General features: G+C 63.7%; 20 protein-coding genes. 15 read left to right on the top strand and 5 right to left on the bottom strand.

Features of this window, described 5'->3' with window-relative positions; translation table 11 throughout:
- Positions 1-39 precede the first annotated feature (39 nt).
- Positions 40-1,239 (bottom strand): cysteine desulfurase-like protein, encoded by a 1,200-nt coding sequence (locus tag J1M86_RS04250; protein ID WP_206508930.1) that lies wholly within the window; start codon positions 1,237-1,239, stop codon positions 40-42.
- 165 nt (positions 1,240-1,404) lie between these two features.
- Between J1M86_RS04250 and J1M86_RS04245 the strand changes: the two genes are divergently transcribed.
- The 5 genes from J1M86_RS04245 (at position 1,405) to J1M86_RS04225 (ending at position 5,598) form a co-directional block, all read left to right on the top strand.
- On the top strand, positions 1,405-1,992 hold the full coding sequence (locus tag J1M86_RS04245) for a bacterial proteasome activator family protein (protein WP_075838894.1): 588 nt from the start codon (positions 1,405-1,407) through the stop codon (positions 1,990-1,992).
- Positions 1,993-2,084: 92 nt separating this feature from the next.
- Positions 2,085-2,915, top strand: a complete 831-nt coding sequence (locus J1M86_RS04240) for an ABC transporter permease (RefSeq protein ID WP_294636466.1) — start codon at positions 2,085-2,087, stop codon at positions 2,913-2,915.
- A gap of 15 nt (positions 2,916-2,930) precedes the next feature.
- Complete coding sequence (locus J1M86_RS04235) at positions 2,931-3,767, top strand: ABC transporter ATP-binding protein (protein ID WP_206508928.1); 837 nt, start codon at positions 2,931-2,933, stop codon at positions 3,765-3,767.
- Positions 3,751-4,659, top strand: a complete 909-nt coding sequence (locus J1M86_RS04230) for a glycosyltransferase (RefSeq protein WP_274611656.1) — start codon at positions 3,751-3,753, stop codon at positions 4,657-4,659. The genes J1M86_RS04235 and J1M86_RS04230 overlap by 17 nt, the downstream gene beginning before the upstream one ends.
- A 69-nt stretch (positions 4,660-4,728) precedes the next feature.
- Positions 4,729-5,598, top strand: coding sequence for a TylF/MycF/NovP-related O-methyltransferase (locus J1M86_RS04225; RefSeq protein ID WP_075838983.1), 870 nt, complete (start codon positions 4,729-4,731; stop codon positions 5,596-5,598).
- A 1-nt stretch (position 5,599) separates the two neighbouring features.
- On the opposite strand, the gene J1M86_RS04220 is transcribed toward J1M86_RS04225, so the two are convergent.
- Both J1M86_RS04220 and J1M86_RS04215 read right to left on the bottom strand, forming a co-directional pair.
- Positions 5,600-7,114, bottom strand: coding sequence for a glycosyltransferase family 39 protein (locus J1M86_RS04220; protein ID WP_206508926.1), 1,515 nt, complete (start codon positions 7,112-7,114; stop codon positions 5,600-5,602).
- 7 nt (positions 7,115-7,121) lie between these two features.
- The gene (locus tag J1M86_RS04215; RefSeq protein ID WP_206508925.1) at positions 7,122-9,014 is read right to left on the bottom strand and encodes a glycosyltransferase; all 1,893 of its coding nucleotides are present in this window, start codon (positions 9,012-9,014) and stop codon (positions 7,122-7,124) included.
- 154 nt (positions 9,015-9,168) lie between these two features.
- Here J1M86_RS04215 and J1M86_RS04210 point away from each other — a divergent pair, with 154 nt between their 5' ends.
- Genes J1M86_RS04210 through J1M86_RS04190 form a run of 5 tightly spaced genes read left to right on the top strand, consistent with a single transcriptional unit; the run spans position 9,169 to position 14,729 of the window.
- Positions 9,169-11,463 carry a hypothetical protein gene (locus J1M86_RS04210; RefSeq protein ID WP_206508924.1) on the top strand — a complete coding sequence of 765 codons (2,295 nt, stop codon included), beginning with the start codon at positions 9,169-9,171 and terminating at the stop codon, positions 11,461-11,463.
- A 50-nt stretch (positions 11,464-11,513) separates the two neighbouring features.
- Positions 11,514-12,515: a glycosyltransferase gene (locus J1M86_RS04205; protein WP_206509139.1), complete on the top strand. Its 1,002-nt coding sequence runs from the start codon at positions 11,514-11,516 to the stop codon at positions 12,513-12,515.
- Positions 12,512-13,444: an NAD(P)-dependent oxidoreductase gene (locus J1M86_RS04200; protein ID WP_206508923.1), complete on the top strand. Its 933-nt coding sequence runs from the start codon at positions 12,512-12,514 to the stop codon at positions 13,442-13,444. Before J1M86_RS04205 ends, J1M86_RS04200 begins: the two co-directional genes overlap by 4 nt.
- Positions 13,441-13,899, top strand: coding sequence for a GtrA family protein (locus tag J1M86_RS04195; RefSeq protein WP_206508922.1), 459 nt, complete (start codon positions 13,441-13,443; stop codon positions 13,897-13,899). Before J1M86_RS04200 ends, J1M86_RS04195 begins: the two co-directional genes overlap by 4 nt.
- Complete coding sequence (locus tag J1M86_RS04190; RefSeq protein ID WP_075838886.1) at positions 13,896-14,729, top strand: glycosyltransferase; 834 nt, start codon at positions 13,896-13,898, stop codon at positions 14,727-14,729. The genes J1M86_RS04195 and J1M86_RS04190 overlap by 4 nt, the downstream gene beginning before the upstream one ends.
- Here the strand turns inward: J1M86_RS04190 and rfbB are convergent.
- Positions 14,726-15,730, bottom strand: coding sequence for a dTDP-glucose 4,6-dehydratase (rfbB, locus tag J1M86_RS04185; protein WP_206508921.1), 1,005 nt, complete (start codon positions 15,728-15,730; stop codon positions 14,726-14,728). The two genes, J1M86_RS04190 and rfbB, sit on opposite strands and share 4 nt — an antisense overlap.
- 208 nt (positions 15,731-15,938) lie before the next feature.
- On the opposite strand from rfbB, the gene rfbA reads away from it, so the two are divergent.
- Together rfbA and J1M86_RS04175 are read left to right on the top strand one after the other, a co-directional pair.
- Entirely contained in the window at positions 15,939-16,811 is an 873-nt protein-coding gene (gene rfbA, locus J1M86_RS04180; RefSeq protein WP_206508920.1) for a glucose-1-phosphate thymidylyltransferase RfbA, read from the top strand.
- The gene (locus tag J1M86_RS04175; protein WP_075837419.1) at positions 16,808-17,392 is read left to right on the top strand and encodes a dTDP-4-dehydrorhamnose 3,5-epimerase family protein; all 585 of its coding nucleotides are present in this window, start codon (positions 16,808-16,810) and stop codon (positions 17,390-17,392) included. Before rfbA ends, J1M86_RS04175 begins: the two co-directional genes overlap by 4 nt.
- A 94-nt stretch (positions 17,393-17,486) precedes the next feature.
- Here the strand turns inward: J1M86_RS04175 and J1M86_RS04170 are convergent, their stop codons facing one another.
- Positions 17,487-17,972 (bottom strand): GtrA family protein, encoded by a 486-nt coding sequence (locus J1M86_RS04170; protein WP_206508919.1) that lies wholly within the window; start codon positions 17,970-17,972, stop codon positions 17,487-17,489.
- A gap of 80 nt (positions 17,973-18,052) precedes the next feature.
- Between J1M86_RS04170 and J1M86_RS04165 the strand changes: the two genes are divergently transcribed.
- The 3 genes from J1M86_RS04165 to J1M86_RS04155 form a co-directional block, all read left to right on the top strand.
- Positions 18,053-19,504, top strand: coding sequence for an FAD-binding oxidoreductase (locus tag J1M86_RS04165; RefSeq protein ID WP_241259537.1), 1,452 nt, complete (start codon positions 18,053-18,055; stop codon positions 19,502-19,504).
- The gene (locus tag J1M86_RS04160) at positions 19,501-20,265 is read left to right on the top strand and encodes a decaprenylphospho-beta-D-erythro-pentofuranosid-2-ulose 2-reductase (protein ID WP_206508918.1); all 765 of its coding nucleotides are present in this window, start codon (positions 19,501-19,503) and stop codon (positions 20,263-20,265) included. The genes J1M86_RS04165 and J1M86_RS04160 overlap by 4 nt, the downstream gene beginning before the upstream one ends.
- Positions 20,266-21,070, top strand: an 805-nt coding sequence (locus J1M86_RS04155) for an arabinofuranosyltransferase (protein ID WP_206508917.1), incomplete at its 3' end; no start/stop codon positions are given.

Below are 21,070 nucleotides of genomic sequence, written 5' to 3'. Positions count from 1 at the left end.
CGGGCTATGTATTTCCACGCACATGCGGCGAAGCCGCCTTCAGAGTTTGCCGAGCGCCTTGACCAGCTGGTCGATCTCGTACCGCGTGGTGTACGGGGCCAGTCCGATGGTGACTGCGCCGCCCTCGTCGTTGACGCCCAGGGCGTCGAGAAGTCGGCTTCCGCTGTGGACGCCGCTGACGGTTCCGATGCGGTTCTGTGCGAGATGCTCCGAGACCTTCTCTGCCGAGGTGTCCGCGACGGTGAAGCTCAGGGTGGGGATACGGCTGGGTGCGTCGCCGAGCACCATCACGTGGTCCAGCTTCTCCAGCGAGCGCATCAGGTAGTCGAACAACCGGTCGTGGTAGTCCTGCAGCGACCCGATGGACAGGTCGAGGCGTTCACGTCGGGTTCCCGTGGCAGCGTCGTCGAGGTTGGCGAGATAGTCGATCGAGGAGACGACCCCGGCCAGCAACGCGTACTGGTGGCCGGCGAGCTCGAGCCGCGCGGCGCCCTTGGCGAACGGATCGAGCGACATCGACGGGATCCGGTCGAGCATCGCCGGGTCGCGGAAGACGAGCGCTCCGACCTGTGGTCCACCCCACGCGGACGCGTCGACTGCGAGGACATCGGCGGCAAGCTCGTTGATGTCGACGTGCGCGTAGGGCGCAGCGCCGGCAGCGTCGACGACGATGTGGCCGCCGACGGCATGCACGAGGTCCGCGGCTGCGCGTACGTCGGGAGCCGAGCCGACGATCGGCGATGCCGCTGTCATCGCGACGAGACGGGTGGTGGCGGTGATGAGTTCCTCGAACTGCCAACTCGGCAGTTCACATGTGTCGATCTCCACCTCGGCCCACCGCACCTGCGCGCCGTACCGGTTGGCCACCCGCAGCCACGGGGCCACGTTCGCTTCCTCGTCGAGGCGCGAGAGCACCAGTCCGGTGCCGAGGCCGAGGCGCGAGGACAGAGATTCGGCGAGCCAGGCGAGCATCGTCGCGCGATCGGGGCCGAGGACGACACCTGCCGGGTCCCCGCCGACCAGATCCGCGACGGCCTGCCGGGCCGCGTCCAGCAGTCCCGCGCTCCGACGCGAGGACATGTGCCCCGACGTGTGTGTGGGAGCACTCCCACGAAACGCCGTGGACACGGCCGTCGACACGCGATCGGGAATCTGCATTCCATGCTGGGGGTCGAGGTGAATCCAGCCGTCGCCCAAAGAGGGAATCGACCCTCTGACTCGCGCAACGTCGTACCCCATGCCGGACACTCTAAGCGCCGTTTTCGTCAGCGTGTGTTCCACATCCTTTTTTGGCATTGCCGACCCTGCTGTCAAGCACGCTTTTCGTCCCTCCGTACAGACCCTCGTCAAGGATAAACGGACCCAGTTCTCGCGCAATCCCACCGGGCGCGCAAAAATGGCGACATGACGCAATCGGACTCCCAGTCCAATCCCGAGAACAGTGACCACGTCGGCGTGATCGGCCCGAACGGACAGCCTCTCGCACTCAGCCGTGAAGAGGCAACCGCCGCTGCGGCTCGCGCCGCCGGAACCGAGGGCGTCGAGAGCGGTGAGACCGCCCTATCGGACATGGTGGAGCAGCCCGCGAAGGTGATGCGCATCGGCACGATGATCAAGCAACTCCTCGAGGAAGTGCGCGCCGCACCGCTCGACGATGCCAGCCGAAGCCGCTTGAAGGAGATCCACCAGTCTTCGATCCGTGAGCTCGAGCAGGGGCTCGCGCCGGAGTTGCGGGATGAGCTCGAACGGCTGACCTTGCCGTTCGATGAGGATGCGATTCCCTCGGATGCCGAACTGCGGATCGCTCAGGCACAACTCGTCGGGTGGCTCGAAGGGGTGTTCCACGGAATACAGACCGCACTCTTCGCGCAGCAGATGGCCGCACGCGCCCAGCTCGAACAGATGCGTCAGGGTGCGCTGCCGCCCGGAGTGAGCATCAACACTGGACACGGTGGCCCGGCACACGGAAGCGGTACCGGCCAGTACCTGTGAGTGGAGCCTGCGGAGTGGTCGGCGAATAAGCGGTAGTGTCGACCGTCGTGTCGGCCCCAGCAACCAAATCCGAGAACGAAGCAGGAGAGCGTGTGACAGTTCCCGTTTCGGACTCGCAGAGCTTCAAGCGTGCCTTCGGTGATCTGAGGACGGGTTTCAGTCAGCGTGAACTGTGGCTGCATCTCGGCTGGCAGGACATCAAACAGCGTTACCGCCGTTCGGTGATCGGTCCGTTCTGGATCACCATTGCCACTGCTGTCCAGGCGACGGCGATGGGTTTGCTGTATTCGGTGCTGCTGGATGTGGATCTGCGTGAGTTCCTGCCGCACGTGGCTGTCGGTCTCATCATCTGGACGTTCATCAGCGCGGCGATCCTCGAGGGCGGCGACGTGTTCGTGGCCAACGAGGGGTTGATCAAGCAACTCCCGTCGGCGCTGTCGGTGCACGTGTATCGGCTGGTGTGGCGCCAGATTCTGCTTTTCGCGCACAACCTGATCGTCTACGTCGTCATCCTGGTGATCTTCCAACCCTCGCTGAGCTGGGCGTCGTTGACGGCGCTTCCAGCGTTCGTGCTGATCGCCTTCAATGCGGTGTGGGTCGGTTTGCTATTCGGCATCGTCGCCACGCGCTACCGCGACATCGCCCCGATCCTCGCGTCGATGGTGACGCTGCTGTTCTTCATGACGCCCATCGTGTGGACCACGCAGGGGTTGATCAATCAGGGCGGCGAGGCCGCGAACCGGGCCCGGCTGGTGGAGATCAATCCGCTCTTCCACTACCTGGACATCCTGCGTGCACCGATGATCGGCGAGGAACAGCAGGCGTATCACTGGTACATCGTCATCGCCTGCACCCTCGTCGGTTGGGCACTGACGATTCTCGCGCTCAAGAAGTACCGGGCCCGCGTGCCCTACTGGGTTTAGGGGCTGAAAGTACATATGGCAATCGGCATCACCACGCACAACGCTTGCGTCGACTTCCCGATCTTCGACGCCAAGACCCGCTCGTTGAAGAAGGCGTTCCTCGGCAAGGCCGGCGGCGCGATCGACCGCAACTCCTCCGACGTCGTCGTCGTCGAGGCGCTACGCGACATCACCATCGATCTGAAGGACGGCGACCGCGTCGGCCTCGTCGGACACAACGGTGCCGGTAAGTCGACGCTGCTGCGTTTGCTCTCGGGCATCTACGAGCCGACTCGGGGCAGCGCCGAGGTCCGCGGCCGCGTCGCGCCCGTGTTCGATCTCGGCGTCGGCATGGACCCGGAAATCTCGGGCTACGAGAACATCATCATTCGCGGCCTGTTCCTCGGTCAGACGCGCAAGTCGATGCTCGCGAAGATGGACGAGATCGCCGAGTTCACCGAACTGGGCGATTACCTGGACATGCCGCTACGCACCTATTCGACAGGTATGCGAGTGCGCGTCGCGATGGGCGTCGTCACCAGCATCGACCCGGAGATTCTGCTACTCGACGAAGGCATCGGAGCCGTGGACGCCGAGTTCATGAAGAAAGCCCGCGTGCGCCTGCAGGAACTGGTGAAGCGTTCCGGCATTCTCGTCTTCGCCAGCCACTCGAACGAGTTCCTCGCCCAACTGTGCGATACCGCGATGTGGATCGACCACGGTCAGATCCGTCAGCAGGGCGGTATCGAGGAGATCGTGCGCGCCTACGAGGGCGACGACGCGGGCGATCACGTGGCGACGGTTCTCAAAGAACTCGCCAGGGACGCGGGAGTGGAGCCTGCGGAACGACCTAGAGATGAAGAGCATGGCTGACAAGATCGTCGGAGTCATCGTCACGCACAAGCGTCGTGAACTTCTTTCCCAGTCCCTCGAGGTCATCACGCACCAGAGCCGCCCGCTGGACCACCTCGTGGTGGTCGACAACGCCCACGAGGACGCAGTGCGCGAGCTGGTGGAGTCCGCGGGCATCCCGACGACGTATCTCGGCTCTCACCACAATCTGGGCGGCGCGGGCGGGTTCGCGCTCGGCATCCTCTACGCACTCTCGCTGGGCGCCGACTGGGTCTTTCTGGCGGACGACGACGGCCGGCCGGAGGGCACCGACGTTCTGCGCACGTTGTACGACTGCGCGATCAAGCATGGACTCGACGAGGTCTCCCCCGTCGTGTGCGACATCGACGCCCCGGACCGGCTCGCGTTCCCGTTGCGACGGGGTGTGGAGTGGCGGCGGTTGCGTTCGGAGCTGATCGATCCGAAGAACCCCGAGGACGATCTGCTCGAGGGCATCGCATCGCTGTTCAACGGGGCACTGTTCAAGGCGTCGACCATCGACGCCGTGGGCGTTCCCGATCTGCGCCTGTTCGTCCGCGGCGACGAGGTCGAGGTGCACCGACGGTTGCAGCGCTCGGGCCTGAAGTTCGGCACGTGTCTGACGACGGCGTACGTGCACCCGAACGGCGCCGCCGAGTTCAAGCCGATCCTCGGTGGACGGATGCACACCCAGTATCCCGACGACGCGACGAAGCGGTATTTCACCTACCGCAACCGCGGGTACCTGATGTCTCAGCCCGGGATGCGAAAGCTGCTACCGCAGGAGTGGATCCGATTCGGCTGGTTCTTCCTGGTGACCACCCGCAACCCCAAGGGTTTGGCGGAGTGGATGCGGCTGCGCCGGCTCGGGCGTCGCGAGCATTTCCAGCGCTGACCGGGCCTCCGAGCGCCCTCGGCAGTGACCGAAAAGACGCACTGCACCCTCCTCGGTTACCGTGTGCGCATGACGGAACCTCGCAAGCTGACGGATCGGATTCGGCATTCGGCACGAGAGAAGTTTCAGCGAGCATTCGGTGAGGTTCTGGACAAGCAGACGGCGCAGTTGGCCGAGCAGACCGAAGATCGACATGCCAAGCTCGTGGAGCTGCTCGAACGCCAACGCCGCGAGATCGACGACCTGCATGCATTCGTTCGCGGACTGGAACTGCGGATGCGACGCGACCTCTTCTTCGCCTCCGAGGTGGAGGCGGCGGCACAGTCCGCGGAATTCGCCGAGGAGATGATGCCGAAGGCGCCGACCTTCCCGCTGCCGCATGCGACGCTGCGCTTCGCGCTCGGCGAAGTGTCGGTTCCAGGCATGGCGCTCGAGTTCGGCGTCGCCAGCGGGACCACCCTCGAGATCATCGCCGAGGAGCTGGCGCCGAGGGACGACATTTCCGTCGTCGCCGGTTTCGATGTCTTCTCGGGGCTGCCCGACGCCTGGCGTACCGGGTTTCCGAGGGGCATCTTCGAGCAGGAGAACGTTCCGACGGTGCCCGGCGCGGAGATCGTGCCAGGTTTGTTCGAGGACTCGCTGCCGAAGTTCCTGAAGACTCGTACGGACAAGATTTCCTTCCTGCATCTCGACGCGGACCTGTACTCCTCGACGGTTACCGTTCTCGACCTGGTTGCCGATCGGTTGGTGGTCGGGACGGTCATCGTGTTCGACGAGTACTTCAACTTCCCGGGCTGGCGCAACCACGAGTATCGGGCGTGGATCGAGTTCGTCGGCCGCACCGGTACCGAGTTCGACTACCTCGGCTACACCGTCGACAACGAGCAGGTGGTCGTGCGGATCCGCAAGGCTCCGACACAGCGTCCGGCGCGGCGCTGACTCACCGAACCAGCCGCACTGCCTGGGTGACATGGAACGTCACACGCTCGTCGATCCGGAAACCACTGGCACTGAGCAGTGCGTAGTCGTTGGACTTCTCGAAGTCGTACGGTTGCAGGGCCCATTCGTCATTCGACGACAAACGTAGGTTTTCGACCTCGTCGCGTTCGCGATCAGTGAAATACCAGACGACGTCACACGTCGACAGTTGTTGCGCCAGATCCCCCAGCGGAAGCTCTTCGTCCCACAGTTGACCCGTGGCGGCCGCATCCTTCGCGAGCCCGATGCGACGGGTACCGGCAAATGCAGCAGGATCGACGTCTTCGACGAGCCGTTGCGAGGACGGATTCCACGCCGCCTTTCCGAACAGGACGCAGTCACCGGGTTCGACATTCGAGGCCGCGAAGTCGTTCGCAGCGCTGAAGTCCATCTGCAGCGGCTTTGCCCATTGGGAGCGCTGCTCGGCGTAGGCGGGCACCAGAGCGGCCGCCAGAATGCCCAATGCGAGGTAAGGCAGCCACCACCGTAGGGCGGCTAACCTGCCCAGCGCGACGCCGCCGAGCAACGCGACCGCCGGCGCGGTGAAGGTCAGGTACCGATCCAGGTAGATGGGCGCCCGGACGAGCGAGTACGACGCCATGAAGACCATCGGCACGATGATCCATGCCAACGACATCGGCACGATCCCGTCGCGCCACGGCCTGCCGGTGCCGGTGCCGGATCGGACGAACAGTGCCGCAGCAACGATCACGAGGAACACGATTCCGAATGCGGGCGCGCCCAGGAACCACTGGTATTCCACGACAATCCGAGGAAGGTTGCCGTCGAGCGGCGGAATCCAGCTCACCTGCCCCGCTTGCCTGAGCACCGCCAGCAGGAACGGAAATATCGCCAGGAGCGACGCGGCGACGGCCCCTGACCACCACAGCATTGCGCTCCTGAATTTCTTGTGCAACAACAGGATCAGGAAATGGACCGCAACGATCGTCGCGAGGTAGACGAACAACACAATCGACATGGCAAGCACGAGGGAGTAGAGAACCCACCACCAACGCGCTCGGGACTGCAAGGACACCAACAACAGAACCGTCAGCCAGACCACTGCTGCGGCGGTGAGTGCGTAGCTGCGAGCCTCTACTGCTGCCCACGTCACCCTCGGAAGCAGGGCGAACAAGATCCCGGAAAAAAGTGCGACGGGACCGCTGGAGACACGCGAGGCGAGCACGACCACTCCGGCAGCAGCGCCGCCCACCGCAATCGCACTCGGCAATCGCACCGAGAACTCCGAGAAACCGAACATCTCGCCCCACAGGTGCAAACCCATGTAGTACGCACCGTGGACGATGTCGGTACTGCGCAGCAGATCGATCAGATCTGGCAGCGACCGCCGGCTCGCGTACACCGAAGCCACCTCGTCGTACCAGAACGAGGGAATCCAGCTGCCGGCCACGCCCAGGACGAAAGCGAAAACGCCGACCGCCAGGGCCTGCCCAGCTGCCCCACTCGCGCCGCGCACCCGGCGTTCACACCTCGATCGAGTACAACCGTGCCCAGTTCTCCCGGCTGGTGAGTTCCGGCATCGCAACTCGGTATTCCTGCGACACGTCCTCGGTCTCTGTTCTCAGTCGGCGCAACGCTTGGAGTCCCCGCCCGAGCAGAACGAGAGCGGTGCCCTGGTCGCGCACACGGACTCGCACGCCCTCTTGCGAGCGATCGGTGACGACAGCGTGCGCGAACAGCGAGACGTGCCACCAATGCGCGTCGTCGGCCGAGATGGCAACCGGACCCGGATGCACTCGCCCGCGCCATTGGTTGAGCACCCGCTTGGCCAGCACCGCCCACTCGAGACTCTTGTTCGGAGTCGGGCCCGCCGGCGTGATGACCATGTCTGCGGGCCGAATACCGGGGACCGCATTGGCGTTGTGACGCTTGGTCTCTCCGTACTCAGCGCGCTCGCGTCGAATAGAACCGGCAGCGTCCATACCGCCGTCGACCAGCTTGCCCGGCCCGGCGAGGAAGTCCTCGATGGCCTTGATCAACGTGTACGCCATGCCGTACTGCATCGAGACCAGATAGCGGAACAGATCGGTGCCGAGTTGACGGGCGAGCTTACGACCGTCCAGGTCTGCATGCAGTGCGGCGGTAATCATGCCGTTGCGCAGGTTGAAGTATCGGTGCCACTCGTCCCAGTCCTTCCACGCGAAGTCTGCGTGCCACACCGCTGCACCGGGCAGGGTGACCGTCGCGAATCCGTTGGCGCGGGCGCGATAGCCGTACTCGATGTCGTCCCACTGGAAGAACAGCGGTAGCGGATACCCGATCTGCGAGACGATTTCCGATGGGATCAAACAGGACCACCAGCCGTTGTATCCGGCGTCGACCCGAATGTCCTGCTTCTTCTTGAACGCGCTCTTGTCCGAAATCGCGTTCTTGACGTACAGACCAGCCTCGAGCTTCTGCAGATTCGCGACCTCGGCACCGACGTGCACACGGTCTGGATGCAGGAGGTAGAGCATCTGCGCACCGACGATCGCCGGTTCGACTGTCTTGTTGGCGAAGGCGTTCATGCGGACAATCGCCTCGGGCTCGCACAGCACGTCGTCGTCCATGAAGATGACGTTGGCAGGGTCGCCGCCCTTGCCCTGCACCTCGTACAAGCCGCGGGTGAACCCGCCTGCTCCGCCGAGGTTGGGCTGAGTGATGTAGACCAACTTCTCGCCCAGTTCGGCGGCGACGCGCTGGAACAGTGGACGAGTCTCGACCCGATCGGTGCCCTGGTCGATGACGTAGACGTTGTCGACGCCGTGCAACGCAATGGGATCCTCTGCCATCGCGGCAACGGTGTTGGCGCAATCGTCGGCGCGGTTGAACGTGCAGATGACGACGGACGTGGGACGCAACGCGGCCGGCGCGTCGACTGTCCATTCGGCATCCTCGACCGTCAGCTCGTGCGAGGTCGTGGTGAACCGAACGAACAGAGCGCCGCCGTCGAGAAACTGTTGGACCTTCGCCGCGATGCCAAGTCGGCTCGACTGCCCGTCGGTATCGACGGTGGTACTCGCGACCGTTCGTTTGCGGCCTTTGGAATCGGTGGCGACGACGTCGATGCGTCCCCGACCGGTGACCGTTGCCGTGAACCGTGCCTCGGTGACGTCCGTCCATCGCTGCCAGTAGCTCGCCGGAAAGCGCCCGAAGTAGCTGTTGGTCTCGACGACGGATCGCTTGGCGAGCGTAGCAACGTATCGCGAGCGTTCGGCGTTGCCTTTCGAAACGCTGGTGTACATGTCGGCGCTCACGAGCGGTGAAGGCCCGTCGAACAGGAGACGCTGCGCCGTCAGTCCGTAGGAGCCAGCGGCGTCGGCGCCTACTGGCTCGTTCGACCGCGCATCGAGACGATTGAGAGCAGTGCCATCCATACCGAGAGGAACCCCATCTTGTCGAAGAATCACTGTCTATGGTTGCACAACCTCGGCCTCGGGCGGCTCGACGCACGGGTGTATCACGCCGTTTCGGATGTGAGAGTGGTGGCGGGATACAGTCGTGTGTCTCTATCTGCCCACGGAGTGAACAGTGATTCTCAGCCGAACCGAGCACACGCACAGCTCTGCGCTCGGCAGTCGCAAAGAGCGCCTCGCGTGGGGAGCCGCGGCCGCTGTCGTGGTGGTCGTCGGTTACCTCCTGGTTCTCACCGTGGACCCACGTTTCTTCTACATCGACGACACAGAATCCGGCGCGGTACCCAACTGGCTGCAACTCGGACGAATCATGCGCGAGGGCCAGTTCCCCTCGCTCGTTCTCGATCAGTGGATGTCCGGCAACTATCCCGTCGAAGGCCAAGGCGGGCTATGGAACCCCGTGCAGATGGCAATCAACTACATCTCCCCGTCGATCGACAACCTGACGTTGCTGGCCACCGCAGTCAAACTCGGGTTCTCGATCGTCCTGGCATGGGGCGTCTACCGTGTCGCGCTGGCGTACGGCTCGCGGCCGTCCTGGGCGGCGGTAGCCGGTGCCAGCGCGCCGTTCGTCGGATTCACCATGTTCTTCGAGAACACGTCGTGGATCACGGCTCTCATCGGAACCGCCTGGATCATGAACGCATGGGCCAGCTCTGTGTCCTACGCGCGAGGACGGTCCGGCCCACTGCTGCCGTTCGCTTTTCTCTACCTGGCTATCAGTGTCGGTTACGTCCACGCAGCCGTCATGGCCGGTGTGATGATTGGATCGGTCGCCATCGGTGAGCGCGTATTCCAGCGCCAGTGGAGACCCGCCCTCCGCGTCGCAGCCGTCGGGATCGCCGCTGCCGCCTGTGGATTGATCACGTTCCTCCCTGGCGTCCTGACCTCGTCCGTGACCTGGCGCAGTGGCGAGGAGGGCACGTTCAACGACAACTTTCTGACGGCTCCCTGGTCGGAGACACTGACTGCGAGCATCCCGACGGCGGTGACCAGTATCGAGTCCTGGTCCGGTGAGACGACCGCCTCTCCCGTCACCTATATAGCCTGGTTTCTCGTCCCGGCACTCGCCTTCATCGCATGGCGACGGGTGCCCGAGGCCTTGCGTGAGTTGACGGCCCCCTTGATCCTGCTGGTGTTCGCGCTGGTCTTCACCGCTGGTCCCAGCGACATCGGACCAATCCGATGGCCGGCACGCATCCTCCCGTTCGTCGCGATCACGGCGTTGATCCTGGTCACCACCCTCGTCAGCCGATACGGGACCTTGGAGCGCTTTCGACCACGCCTACTCGCCGCGTCGTTGCTGACGGTGATTCTCGTGCTCCGAGCCGGCTCTTCCGGTCCCGAACTCTTCGGCCGTCACGTGGTAGCAGGCATCCTCATCGCAGTCTTCGGGGCGCTCGCGTTGTTCCTCGCCCACCGCTTCTCCACCCGTGCGACGGCAGCTCTGCTGCTTGTCACCATCGCACCCATCGCGATGTATCAGGTGGCCTCGTACGACCCACCCTTCGACAAGTGGTGGTTGCCGACGACCCAATCCGAGGCCAAGGCTCAGTTCCCGGAATGGGAAGGTGCGACGCTCCAGCTTGGCAACCGTGCGTTGACCGAAGTCAGCGCCGACAGCGCCGACGACCCGCAGCTGCCGTGGCACTCGCAGGTGTACGGCAACTCGGCCAAGGTTCTGGGGCTCGACTACGTCAATGCCTACACCCCGGTCGGCTACCTCGACTTCTCGAATTTGCTGTGCCTCCAACACGAAGGATCGAGCTGTCCCGACGCCTTCCGCCGCCTCTTCCAGACGGAGATCTTCACCGGCAAGACCTATGCAGACCTGATGCGCCTCGACCGGGTCGTTCTGCAGAAGAATCAGTACCCGCTGGCGAACGCGCAGCCTGCGCCTCCCGGATGGACATGGGTGATCCCACCGACCGCCGACTCCGCGCGTCAGATCTACGTCCTCGAACGTGTCGACGGACTCATTCCCGACGACATCGGCCGGGTGGTGGCCACAGTCGACGCGACGGCGGCCTCGCAATCCTCGACCGCTGATTCGGAGAAGGTCACCGTGAGCTCGCCAACCGGCGGCAGCGTCGTGTTCGCACGGTTGGCCTGGCCTGGCTACTCCGCCACCCTGAACGGCGAGCCACTGCAGACGAAAGGCCTGGGCGACATCTTCCTGTACGTCGACCTGCCGCCCGGCACCGACAACGCCGAGCTCGAGATCTCGTTCCGGCCGCCCGGGCAGCGACTCGGACTCGTCGGAATTGCTGGCGGCCTGCTCATGTTGGCCGTGCTCGTGGGCGTCGACGTGCGCCGACGTCGATCGGAACGCGCGAGCACCACACTGTCGATCGAGGACATCACCGATCCTGATGCCACGGAACGTGGTAGTTCAGCGCTGAGCAGATAGGCTCACAACCCGTGATCACCCCGTCCGAGAAGGCCACCGACCCGCACCGCATCTCGATCGTGGTGCCGGTCTACCAGGGTGAACGCACATTGCGCACGCTCATCGAGGAAATACTGCCGTTGACCTCGGTCACGCACTCGCCTGGTGGCCGCCCGCTGATCGTGGAGGAAGTACTCCTCGTCTTCGATCACGGCCCCGACGGCTCGGCCGACGTCATTCGCGGACTCGTCGCCGAACACACGTTCGTCCGTGGCGTATGGCTCAGCCGCAACTTCGGCCAGCACCCCGCAACCCTCGCCGGCATGGCCTCGAGCGGTGGTGAGTGGATCGTCACGATGGACGAGGACGGCCAACACGACCCAGCGGACATCGGGGGCCTGCTCGATACCGCACTCGATCAGCAATCCTCGGTGGTGTACGCGAAACCGACCAATGCGGCACCGCACGGTCTGTTGCGCAACGCCGCCTCACGAGGGTCGAAGTGGCTCATCGCGAAGGCGATGGCCGCGGACAACACTGTCAGCTACCAGAGCTACCGTCTCGTCCTCGGAGAAGTCGGACGCTCGGTCGCTGCGTACGCCGGATCGGAGGCATACCTAGACGTAGCGCTCGGTTGGATTGCCGGTGAGGTGACCACGAGCCCGGTCGAACTTCGCGAGGAGCAAGGCCGTCGGTCCGGCTACAACCTGCGGACGCTGCTGTCGCACTTTTGGCGCATGGTCCTCTCCAGCGGCACCAAGGGTCTTCGGATGGTCAGCATCATCGGGGTCGCGTTCGCCGTGCTCGGACTGGCACTCGTCTTGTGGGTCTTGGCCTCTTACCTACTGTTCGACCTGGGCTCCGAGGTCCGCGGTTGGGCGTCGACCATGGTTATTCTGCTGTTCGGCTTCGGAGCGACATTGTTCTCGCTCGGCGTCGTCGCCGAATACGTCGGTGTCAACGTCAAGACCGCGATGGGCAAGCCGCCGTACCTGATCGTCGCCGATCCTGCCGACGGCCCACTGGGTCGGACGGGAAAGGCCGATCCAACCGAGCCCGACCCCCAAGCGTGACAACGACATACAGCTGGATCGTAGGGAGCGGCGGTCTGTTGGGTTCTTCGGTCACCCGTGAACTCGGCCGACGCGGCAACTGTGTCTTCACCAGCAGCGTCCCGTGGGCGGACCACGAATCGGCCAGAAATACTCTGTTACAGGATTGCACCGCATTCTTCGGGCTGGTCGGTGACGGGGCCTGGAACATCGTCTGGGCAGCAGGTGCCGGGGTCAACGGCACCAGCGCAGCCGAATTCGCTCAGGAGAATGCGCTGATCGCGGAGGTCCTCGACCAGGTCGGCGATCTGCACACATCGGCGGGAACGGTCTTCTTGGCCTCCTCGGCGGGAGGCGTCTACGCAGGAGCCGTCGGAGCACCGCATCACGAAGGCACCCGTGCGGTTCCGCTGGGCGATTACGGCCGTGCCAAGCTCGATTCCGAAAAGATCGCGGAAGCCTTCGGCATCCGCACCGGAATCAACGTCGTCGTCGGCCGCTTCGCCAATCTGTACGGGCCCGGCCAGAACCTCAGTAAACCGCAGGGACTCATTTCGCATCTGTGCCGCGGTTACCTGATGGCGTCACCCGTGTCGATCTACGTCCCGATGGACACCCTGCGCGATTACCTCTTCGTCTCGGACGCTGCCGAGATGGTGGCCGACGCGCTTGCATTGTCGGCTCGAAACTCCTTCTCGCCCACCACCAAAATATTCGCAACCGGTCAGGCCGTCACTATCGGTTCAATCCTGGGTGCTTGCCGCACAGTCTTTCGCCGACGGCCCAATGTGGTTCTCGCGGCGTCACCGTTGGCTGCGTTCCAAGGTCGCGACCTCCGCCTGCGTTCGACCGTGTGGCCCGAGATCGACCGCCGCAGTCACCGCACGCTACCCGCCGGTATCGCGTCGACCCTGCAAGCGACCCGACAGGCACTCGGGGCGGGCCGATGACCGAACCGGAGACGCCGGCACCGCCCGCCGGTATGAGCGGGTCGCCCGGGCCGCTCATGCGCATCATCAAGAACCAGCCTTTCGCGTTTCTTCTCGTCGGCGGCGTCAACACCACGCTCGGTACCGGCTGGTTCATCGTGTGGCAACTACTCATCGGCGAACGATACGGCTATCACGCCGCGATCGTCCTGGGCTACCTGTGCAACGTGTTGTGCGCGTTTGCCATGTACCGATACCTCGTGTTCCGAGTCCGTGGTCACTTCTTCCGAGATCTACTACGGTTCTTCGTCGTCAATTTCGGTGCGTTCCTCGCGAACATATCGTTGATGACGGTGGCAGTGTCCTTCCTTCATTTTCCGCCCATCCCTTCGCAATTGGTCGTCACGGCAGTAATGGCGGTGGTCAGCTTCTTCGGCTACCGCGACTTCTCGTTTCGCAGAAAGCCAGCATCATGAGCCCACGTGTATCTGTCGTCGTTCCCGCGTACAACAACGCCGAGTACATCGCCGAGACGATCGAATCGATTCTGCGGCAGACGTTCACCGACTTCGAGCTGATCATCGCCGACCATTCGTCCACCGATGAGACGCTCTCGATCATCGAGGAATACGACGATCCTCGCATCCGAGTTCTCTCCACCGAGGCCGGCGGTGGTGCGAAACGAAACTGGGATCGTGTCACCGCGGAAGCCACGGGCGAGTTCGTCAAACTCGTCTGCGGCGACGACACTATATTCCCCACGTCGCTCGAAGCCCAGGTCACGGCGTTCGATTCGCATCCCTCCGCTGTGCTGGTGGCGTCGCAGCGCACGCTTGTCGATGCCAACGGCAAGACCGTCATCGCAGCCAGAGGGCTCGGCGGACTGAGCGGTCTGGTGTCCGGACGCGAGGCAGCGCGAACCGCGGTTCGCGCCGGCGCCAACATCTTCGGTGAACCGGGATGCGTATTGATGAAGCAGAATGTGCTGCAGGACATCGGACTGTGGGACAACGATCACCCCTACCTGATCGACCAGGCCACCTTCATCGGCGTAGCGCTACATGGCGATGTCGTGGCAATTCCCGAGCCGCTGGCCTCGTTCCGAATCAGCGCCGGTCAGTGGAGCGTGGAACTAGCCACCCAGCAGGCACGCCAGGCCGCTGACTTTCATCGATCCCTCGGCGCGCAGATGCCGGATCTGCTGTCCAAGAACGACATTCGGATCGGCAACGCAAAAGCACTGGCCACCTCGTTCATGCGACGTGCTGTCTATCTACTGCTGCGCCACCGTATGTCGAAAAGCTAGGGCAGCACCGATTCCTTCTGGGCGTAGCCGCTTTCGGTGGCGTCCTTCTGCGGTCGCCACCACTGCTCGTTGTCGCGGTACCAATCCACGGTGGCCTTCAGGCCGCTGCGGAAGTCCACGTACTTCGGTGTCCAACCCAATTCGGTGCGAAGCTTGGTCGAATCGATCGCGTAACGCAGATCGTGGCCTGGTCGGTCGGTAACGAAATCGAACGCGTCGGCCGCCTGTCCGGTCTCTTCCAGGATCGTTTCCAGGACCGCTCGATTGTTCTTCTCACCGTCCGCGCCGATCAGATAGGTCTCGCCGATCTCGCCCTTGTCGATGATCGTCCACACTGCATGGTTGTGATCGTCGACGTGGATCCAGTCCCGGACGTTCTGGCCGGCGCCGTAGAGCTTGGGGCGGGTGCCGGCCAGAATATTGGTGATCTGGCGCGGAATGAACTTCTCCACGTGCTGGTACGGGCCGTAGTTGTTGGAGCAGTTGGAGATCGTGGCACGAACCCCGAACGAGCGCACCCACGCTCGCACCAGCAGATCGCTCGACGCTTTGGTCGAGGAATACGGGCTCGACGGGTTGTACGGGGTCGATTCGGTGAATCTGGCGGGATCGTCGAGTTCGAGGTCGCCGTAGACCTCGTCGGTGGAAATGTGGTGGTAGCGGACGTCGTGCTCGCGGACGGCTTGAAGCAGCGTCGTGGTGCCGATGACGTTGGTGTGGACGAACGGCCATGGGTTGTTCAGGCTGTTGTCGTTGTGGGATTCGGCCGCGAAGTGGACGACGAGGTCGGTCTCGGCGACGAGCCGATTCACCACGTCCGCATCGGCGACGTCACCCTCGACGAACTCGATCTTGTCAGCGACGGAGTCCAGTGACGAGCGGTTTCCGGCATAGGTCAGTGCGTCGAGGACTGTCACCTGAGCATCGGGGCGCTCGGCGACGGTCTGGAGCACGAAATTTGCGCCGATGAACCCGGCGCCGCCTGTCACGAGCAGTTTCATGGTGACGACCCTACCGGCCTGAGCGTGTTCGTTCGGGTCTGGAAGTGGATGCGAAACTCGTTCTGCCCGAGGTTCACGGGCTTGGCTCCGATGCTCACGGCGACCGGCCGTCGGGGTGAGCCTGGAGGGTCGCAGAACAACCGTTTCGCATCCACTGGCACGGACAGCGGGTGCGCGAAGCCATCCCCTGTCTGGGAGACTGCCGGGTATGCGGGGAATCATTCTGGCGGGCGGCACGGGTTCGCGGCTCCATCCGATCACGATGGGGATCAGCAAGCAGTTGGTGCCGGTCTACGACAAACCGATGATCTACTACCCGCTCTCGACGCTGATCCTGGCGGGCATCCGCGAGATTCTCATCATCACCACCCCGCAGGACCGCGAACAGTTCCAACGTCTGCTCGGTGACGGATCGCAGTTCGGCATCGACCTGACCTACAAGGTTCAGCACACCCCGAACGGACTGGCCCAGGCGTTCGTGCTCGGCGCCGACCACGTCGGCACCGACAGTGCCGCCCTGGTGTTGGGTGACAACATCTTCTACGGCCCCGGTTTGGGTTCGCAGCTTTCGCGTTTCGGCAACATCGATGGCGGGGCCGTCTTCGCGTACGAGGTCAAGGACCCCTCCGCGTACGGCGTCATCGAATTCGACGCGGCAGGCAAAGCGATCTCGCTGGAGGAAAAGCCGAAGGTCCCCAAGTCCAACTTCTCGGTGCCCGGCCTGTACTTCTACGACAACGACGTCCTTGCCATCGCCCGCGACCTGCAACCGTCCGCGCGGGGCGAGTACGAGATCACCGACGTCAACCGCCACTATTTGGACGCCGGGCGGTTGGCGGTCGAGGTACTGCCGCGTGGGACGGCCTGGCTCGACACCGGCACCTTCGATTCGCTGCTCGATGCCTCGAACTATGTGCGCACCATCGAACAACGCCAGGGTCTCAAGATCGGGGCGCCGGAGGAAGTGTCGTGGCGTCGCGGGTTCATCTCCGATGACGAACTGCGCGAGCGCGCGGAGAAGCTCGTCAAATCCGGGTACGGGCAGTATCTGCTCGACCTGCTCGAACGAGGCAGGAAATGACTTTTCGTGAACTGAAGATTCCCGGCGCGTACGAGTTCACCCCGCGCCAGTTCGGTGACGACCGCGGTGTGTTCTTCGAATGGTTCAAATCCTCCGCGTTCGAGGAGGCTGTCGGTCGGCCGCTCGAGTTGCAGCAAGCGAACTGCTCGGTCTCCGCTGCCGGGGTGCTGCGTGGGATTCACTTCACCGATACCCCGCCCGGGCAGGCGAAATATGTCACCTGCACCCGTGGCGCGTTTCTCGATGTGATCGTCGACCTGCGTGTCGGGTCGCCGACGTTCGGCACCTGGGACAGTGTGCTCATCGACGATGTCGATCGGCGGGCGGTGTATCTGCCCGAGGGTCTCGGGCACGCGATCCTCTCCCTCGAAGACGGCTCGACCGTGATGTATCTGTGCTCGATCGAGTACACCCCGACGCTCGACCGCGATATCAATCCATTGGATCCGGACCTCGCGATCGACTGGCCCACCCTCGCCCGCGACGGAACAGCGCTGGAGTACACCCTCTCCGACAAAGACCGGGCCGCGCCCACACTCGCCCAGGCCATCGAAGCCGGGTATCTGCCCAAGTACCTCTGAGCGCGCGGCTGGTGGCGGCATTCGCTCACTTTCCAGCTGTTCGCTCACGTTGCAACCCGCGCGAACGCCTGAAACGTGCGCGAATGAGCGTCGGCTAGCGAATCTTGAAGATCACCGCACGCTGGACGACGAAGTTGATGACCGTCGCGGTGCCCTGGGCGATGACGAACGCCACGGCGCTGTACAGAATCATCTCCGGCCAGATGTGACCGAAAAGGGTATACAGCGCGTTCTGCACCCCGAAAGTGGCGAGGTAGAGCACCACGACGGCGATGAAGCGCGCACGCGACGGTGCAGCGTTGAACGTCCACCGCCTGTTGATGAGGTACGCCACCGTGGTGCCGACGACGAAGCCCACTGCTTTGGCGAGAGACAGCTGCTGGTCGAGCCCGTACTGCAGGGCGATGGTGATCGAGAAGTCGAAGATGGCCGAGAGCACACCCGTCGCGAGGAAGCGGACGACCTGCGTCTTGAAGTCGAGTGCCTCGTCGGCGGTGTTCTCGGTCAGCGGCAACTCGACGGGCAGCGGAATGTGGTGCTCGAGCTCGTCGTCGTTTCGCGAGGGATCAGGGGTGGACACGAGGTCCGAGACTAGTCGTTCTCCTGCCCAGGACCGCAGCCTGCAGAACGAGTCGGACACACCGGGTACCCTCTTGAACGATGTCCACGACAGCCGACGACGCACTCTTCCCCCTGGAACCACAGGCCGGGAACACTGCGTCGCTACCCACGCAGACTCGCACTCTCTCCGGCTGGGGGCGCACTGCGCCGTCCACGGGTGAAGTGCTTTCGACCTCTGACCCCGAGCTCATCGCCAACGCGGTCAAGCAGGTCGCCGAGCGGAACGACTCGAAGCCGGCGCACCTTCGCCGCGGCGTCATCGCCCGCGGCCTCGGCCGGTCTTACGGCGACAATGCCCAGAACTCCGGCGGCCTCGTCATCGATATGACGGCGTTGAACGGGATCCACAGCATCGACGCGTCGACCAGAATCGTCGACGTCGACGGCGGCGTGAATCTCGATCAGTTGATGCGCGCTGCGCTCCCGTTCGGCCTGTGGGTACCGGTGCTGCCAGGCACCCGACAGGTCACCATCGGTGGCGCCATCGGCACGGACATTCACGGCAAGAACCATCACAGCGCCGGAAGCTTCGGCAACCATGTGCGCTCGATGGAACTGCTCACTGCGGACGGCCAGGTTCGTCATCTCACCCCGTCGGGCAGAAATTCGAAGCTCTTCTGGGCGACGGTCGGCGGCAACGGACTGACCGGCATCATCCTGCGCGCAACGATCGAGATGACGCCGACCGAGACGGCATACTTCATTGCCGACGGCGACGTGACGCACAACCTCGACGAGACCATCGCGCTGCACAGCGACGGCAGCGAGAACAACTACGACTACTCGAGCGCGTGGTTCGATGCCATCGCTGCGCCGCCGAAACTCGGCCGCGCCGCTGTCTCACGGGGATCGCTGGCTCGATTGGATCAATTGCCGGAGAAACTGCAGAAGGATCCGTTGCGCTTCAACGCCAAGCCTTTCGTTACTTTCCCGGACGTGTTTCCGAACGGGTTGGCCAACAAATTCACGCTCTCTGCCGTGGGCCAGGCGTGGTACCTCAAGGCGGGCAACTACCGGAACAAGGTCCAGAACCTCACGGCGTTCTACCACCCACTCGACATGTTCGGTGAGTGGAATCGCGCCTACGGATCGAACGGATTTCTGCAGTACCAGTTCGTGGTACCGCCCGAGGCCGTCGACGAGTTCAAGAAGATCATCGTCGACATCCAGCGGTCCGGTCACTACTCGTTCCTCAATGTCTTCAAACTGTTCGGGCCAGGAAACAAGGCGCCACTGAGCTTCCCGATTCCAGGCTGGAACATCTGCGTCGACTTCCCGATCAAGCCGGGTCTCAACGAGTTCGTCCGCGAGCTCGACAAGCGCGTTCTCGAATTCGGCGGACGCCTCTACACCGCGAAGGATTCGCGCACCGACGCCGAAACCTTCCACTCGATGTACCCCAGGATCGACGAGTGGATCAAGGTCCGCCGATCCGTCGACCCCTCAGGCGTTTTCGCCTCCGATATGGCCAGAAGATTGGACCTACTGTGACGATAGATGCCGTCGGTAATCCTCAGACGATTCTCGTCCTGGGAGGCACCAGCGAGATCGGTCTCGCGATCACCGAGGAGTACCTGTCGAAGTCGCCGGCACGTGTCGTTCTCGCTGCACTGCCGAATGATCCGCTCCGTGACAGCGCCGTCGCCCAGCTGACCGCCAAGGGCGCGAAGTCCGTCGACGTCATCGACTTCGATGCCCTCGACACCGCATCCCACCCGAAGGTCATCGACGAAGCCTGGTCAAAGGGCGATGTCGATGTCGCCATCGTCGCGTTCGCCGTTGATTTCGACGCCGAAGAACTGTGGCAGGACCAGCGCAAAGCCGTCCTGACGGCCAACATCAACTACACCGCCTCGGTATCTGTCGGTGTTCTGCTGGGCGAGAAGATGAAGGCGCAAGCCTACGGCCGCATCATCGTCATGTCCTCGGTCGCCGGTGAACGCGTGCGCCGCTCCAACTTCGTCTACGGATCCACCAAAGCTGGCCTCGACGGCTTCTACCTGGGCTTGGGTGAGGCACTGCGCGAGTTCGGTCCACGCGTGACCGTCATCCGCCCGGGCATGGTGCGCACCAAGTTCAGCTCCCACGTCAAGGAAGCCCCGATGACGGTCGACAAGGAGGACATCGCCAAGCTGGCGGTCTCCGCGTCGCAGAAGGGCAAGGAATTGGTCTGGGCGCCGGCACCGTTCCGATTCGTCATGATGGGGCTCCGCCACGTCCCCCGGCCGATCTTCCGCAAGCTCCCCATCTAGATGAGGCGAGCGCTCGGGACGGCCGTCGACGGCGTACTGGCCGCTCTGGTCGCGACCCTGATCGCGGCGGTCGGGTTGTACGCCTTCTCGCTCGTCGACTGGCCCGCTTTCAACTCGTCCAACGTGACTCGGGCGGTGACGACGCTCGGGCAGGTGGGCTGTGTTGCCGCTCTGGCTGCGGCGATCATTCTCTACCGTCGTAGCACTCTGTCCTGGCTCGCGAAGGTACTGACCTGGGCGGGCCTGTCCGGGTTCGTGACCGTCACCTTGGGTATGCCCTTGGCAGCGACCAAGCTGTACCTGTTCGGCATCTCCGTCGACCAGGAGTTCCGCACCGAATACCTGACGCGACTCACCGATTCCGCGGCACTGCGCGATATGACGTACGTCGACATGCCGCCGTTCTACCCGGCCGGGTGGTTCTGGCTCGGCGGCCGCGTCGGCAGTGCTCTCGGGATGGACGGCTGGGAAGTCTTCAAGCCGTTCGCGATCGGACTTCTCGCCGTCACCGCAGTGCTCGCCTTCACGCTGTGGAAAGAACTCGTCCGCATCGATTGGGCAGTCGCCGTCAGCGCAGTGACCACCGCTCTCGTCGTCGCCTACGCATCTCCCGAGGCATACAGCGCCGTCATCGCCCTGCTCATCGCGCCGGCCCTGTTGCTGGCCTGGGGCGCGCTGAATCGGCCGGCCCCCGGCCTCCCCGGCCCCGGCATGAATGGGCCATCGCAACGGCTAGACGGCATCAATGAGCCATTGATGCCGAAAGGGGGGGCGGCAAAAAGGGAGGCGGCGAACAACTGGGGCT

Origin of the sequence: Rhodococcus sp. KRD197 (assembly GCF_017168235.1) — a bacterium.
Taxonomy (GTDB): domain Bacteria; phylum Actinomycetota; class Actinomycetes; order Mycobacteriales; family Mycobacteriaceae; genus Rhodococcoides.
The sequence above is the reverse complement of the archived record's forward strand: the minus strand, read 5'-3'. Positions and strand labels throughout refer to the sequence as shown.

What these genes read in the sequence shown, in the direction of transcription:
- J1M86_RS04195 (WP_206508922.1), top strand. Translation starts at nt 13,441, where the DNA reads ATGACCGAACCGGAGACGCCGGCACCGCCCGCCGGTATGAGCGGGTCG.
- J1M86_RS04230 (WP_274611656.1), top strand. Translation starts at nt 3,751, where the DNA reads ATGAAGAGCATGGCTGACAAGATCGTCGGAGTCATCGTCACGCACAAG.
- rfbB (WP_206508921.1), bottom strand. Translation starts at nt 15,730, where the DNA reads ATGAAACTGCTCGTGACAGGCGGCGCCGGGTTCATCGGCGCAAATTTC.
- J1M86_RS04215 (WP_206508925.1), bottom strand. Translation starts at nt 9,014, where the DNA reads ATGGATGGCACTGCTCTCAATCGTCTCGATGCGCGGTCGAACGAGCCA.
- J1M86_RS04225 (WP_075838983.1), top strand. Translation starts at nt 4,729, where the DNA reads ATGACGGAACCTCGCAAGCTGACGGATCGGATTCGGCATTCGGCACGA.
- J1M86_RS04175 (WP_075837419.1), top strand. Translation starts at nt 16,808, where the DNA reads ATGACTTTTCGTGAACTGAAGATTCCCGGCGCGTACGAGTTCACCCCG.
- J1M86_RS04250 (WP_206508930.1), bottom strand. Translation starts at nt 1,239, where the DNA reads ATGGGGTACGACGTTGCGCGAGTCAGAGGGTCGATTCCCTCTTTGGGC.
- J1M86_RS04190 (WP_075838886.1), top strand. Translation starts at nt 13,896, where the DNA reads ATGAGCCCACGTGTATCTGTCGTCGTTCCCGCGTACAACAACGCCGAG.
- J1M86_RS04165 (WP_241259537.1), top strand. Translation starts at nt 18,053, where the DNA reads ATGTCCACGACAGCCGACGACGCACTCTTCCCCCTGGAACCACAGGCC.
- J1M86_RS04235 (WP_206508928.1), top strand. Translation starts at nt 2,931, where the DNA reads ATGGCAATCGGCATCACCACGCACAACGCTTGCGTCGACTTCCCGATC.
- J1M86_RS04245 (WP_075838894.1), top strand. Translation starts at nt 1,405, where the DNA reads ATGACGCAATCGGACTCCCAGTCCAATCCCGAGAACAGTGACCACGTC.
- rfbA (WP_206508920.1), top strand. Translation starts at nt 15,939, where the DNA reads ATGCGGGGAATCATTCTGGCGGGCGGCACGGGTTCGCGGCTCCATCCG.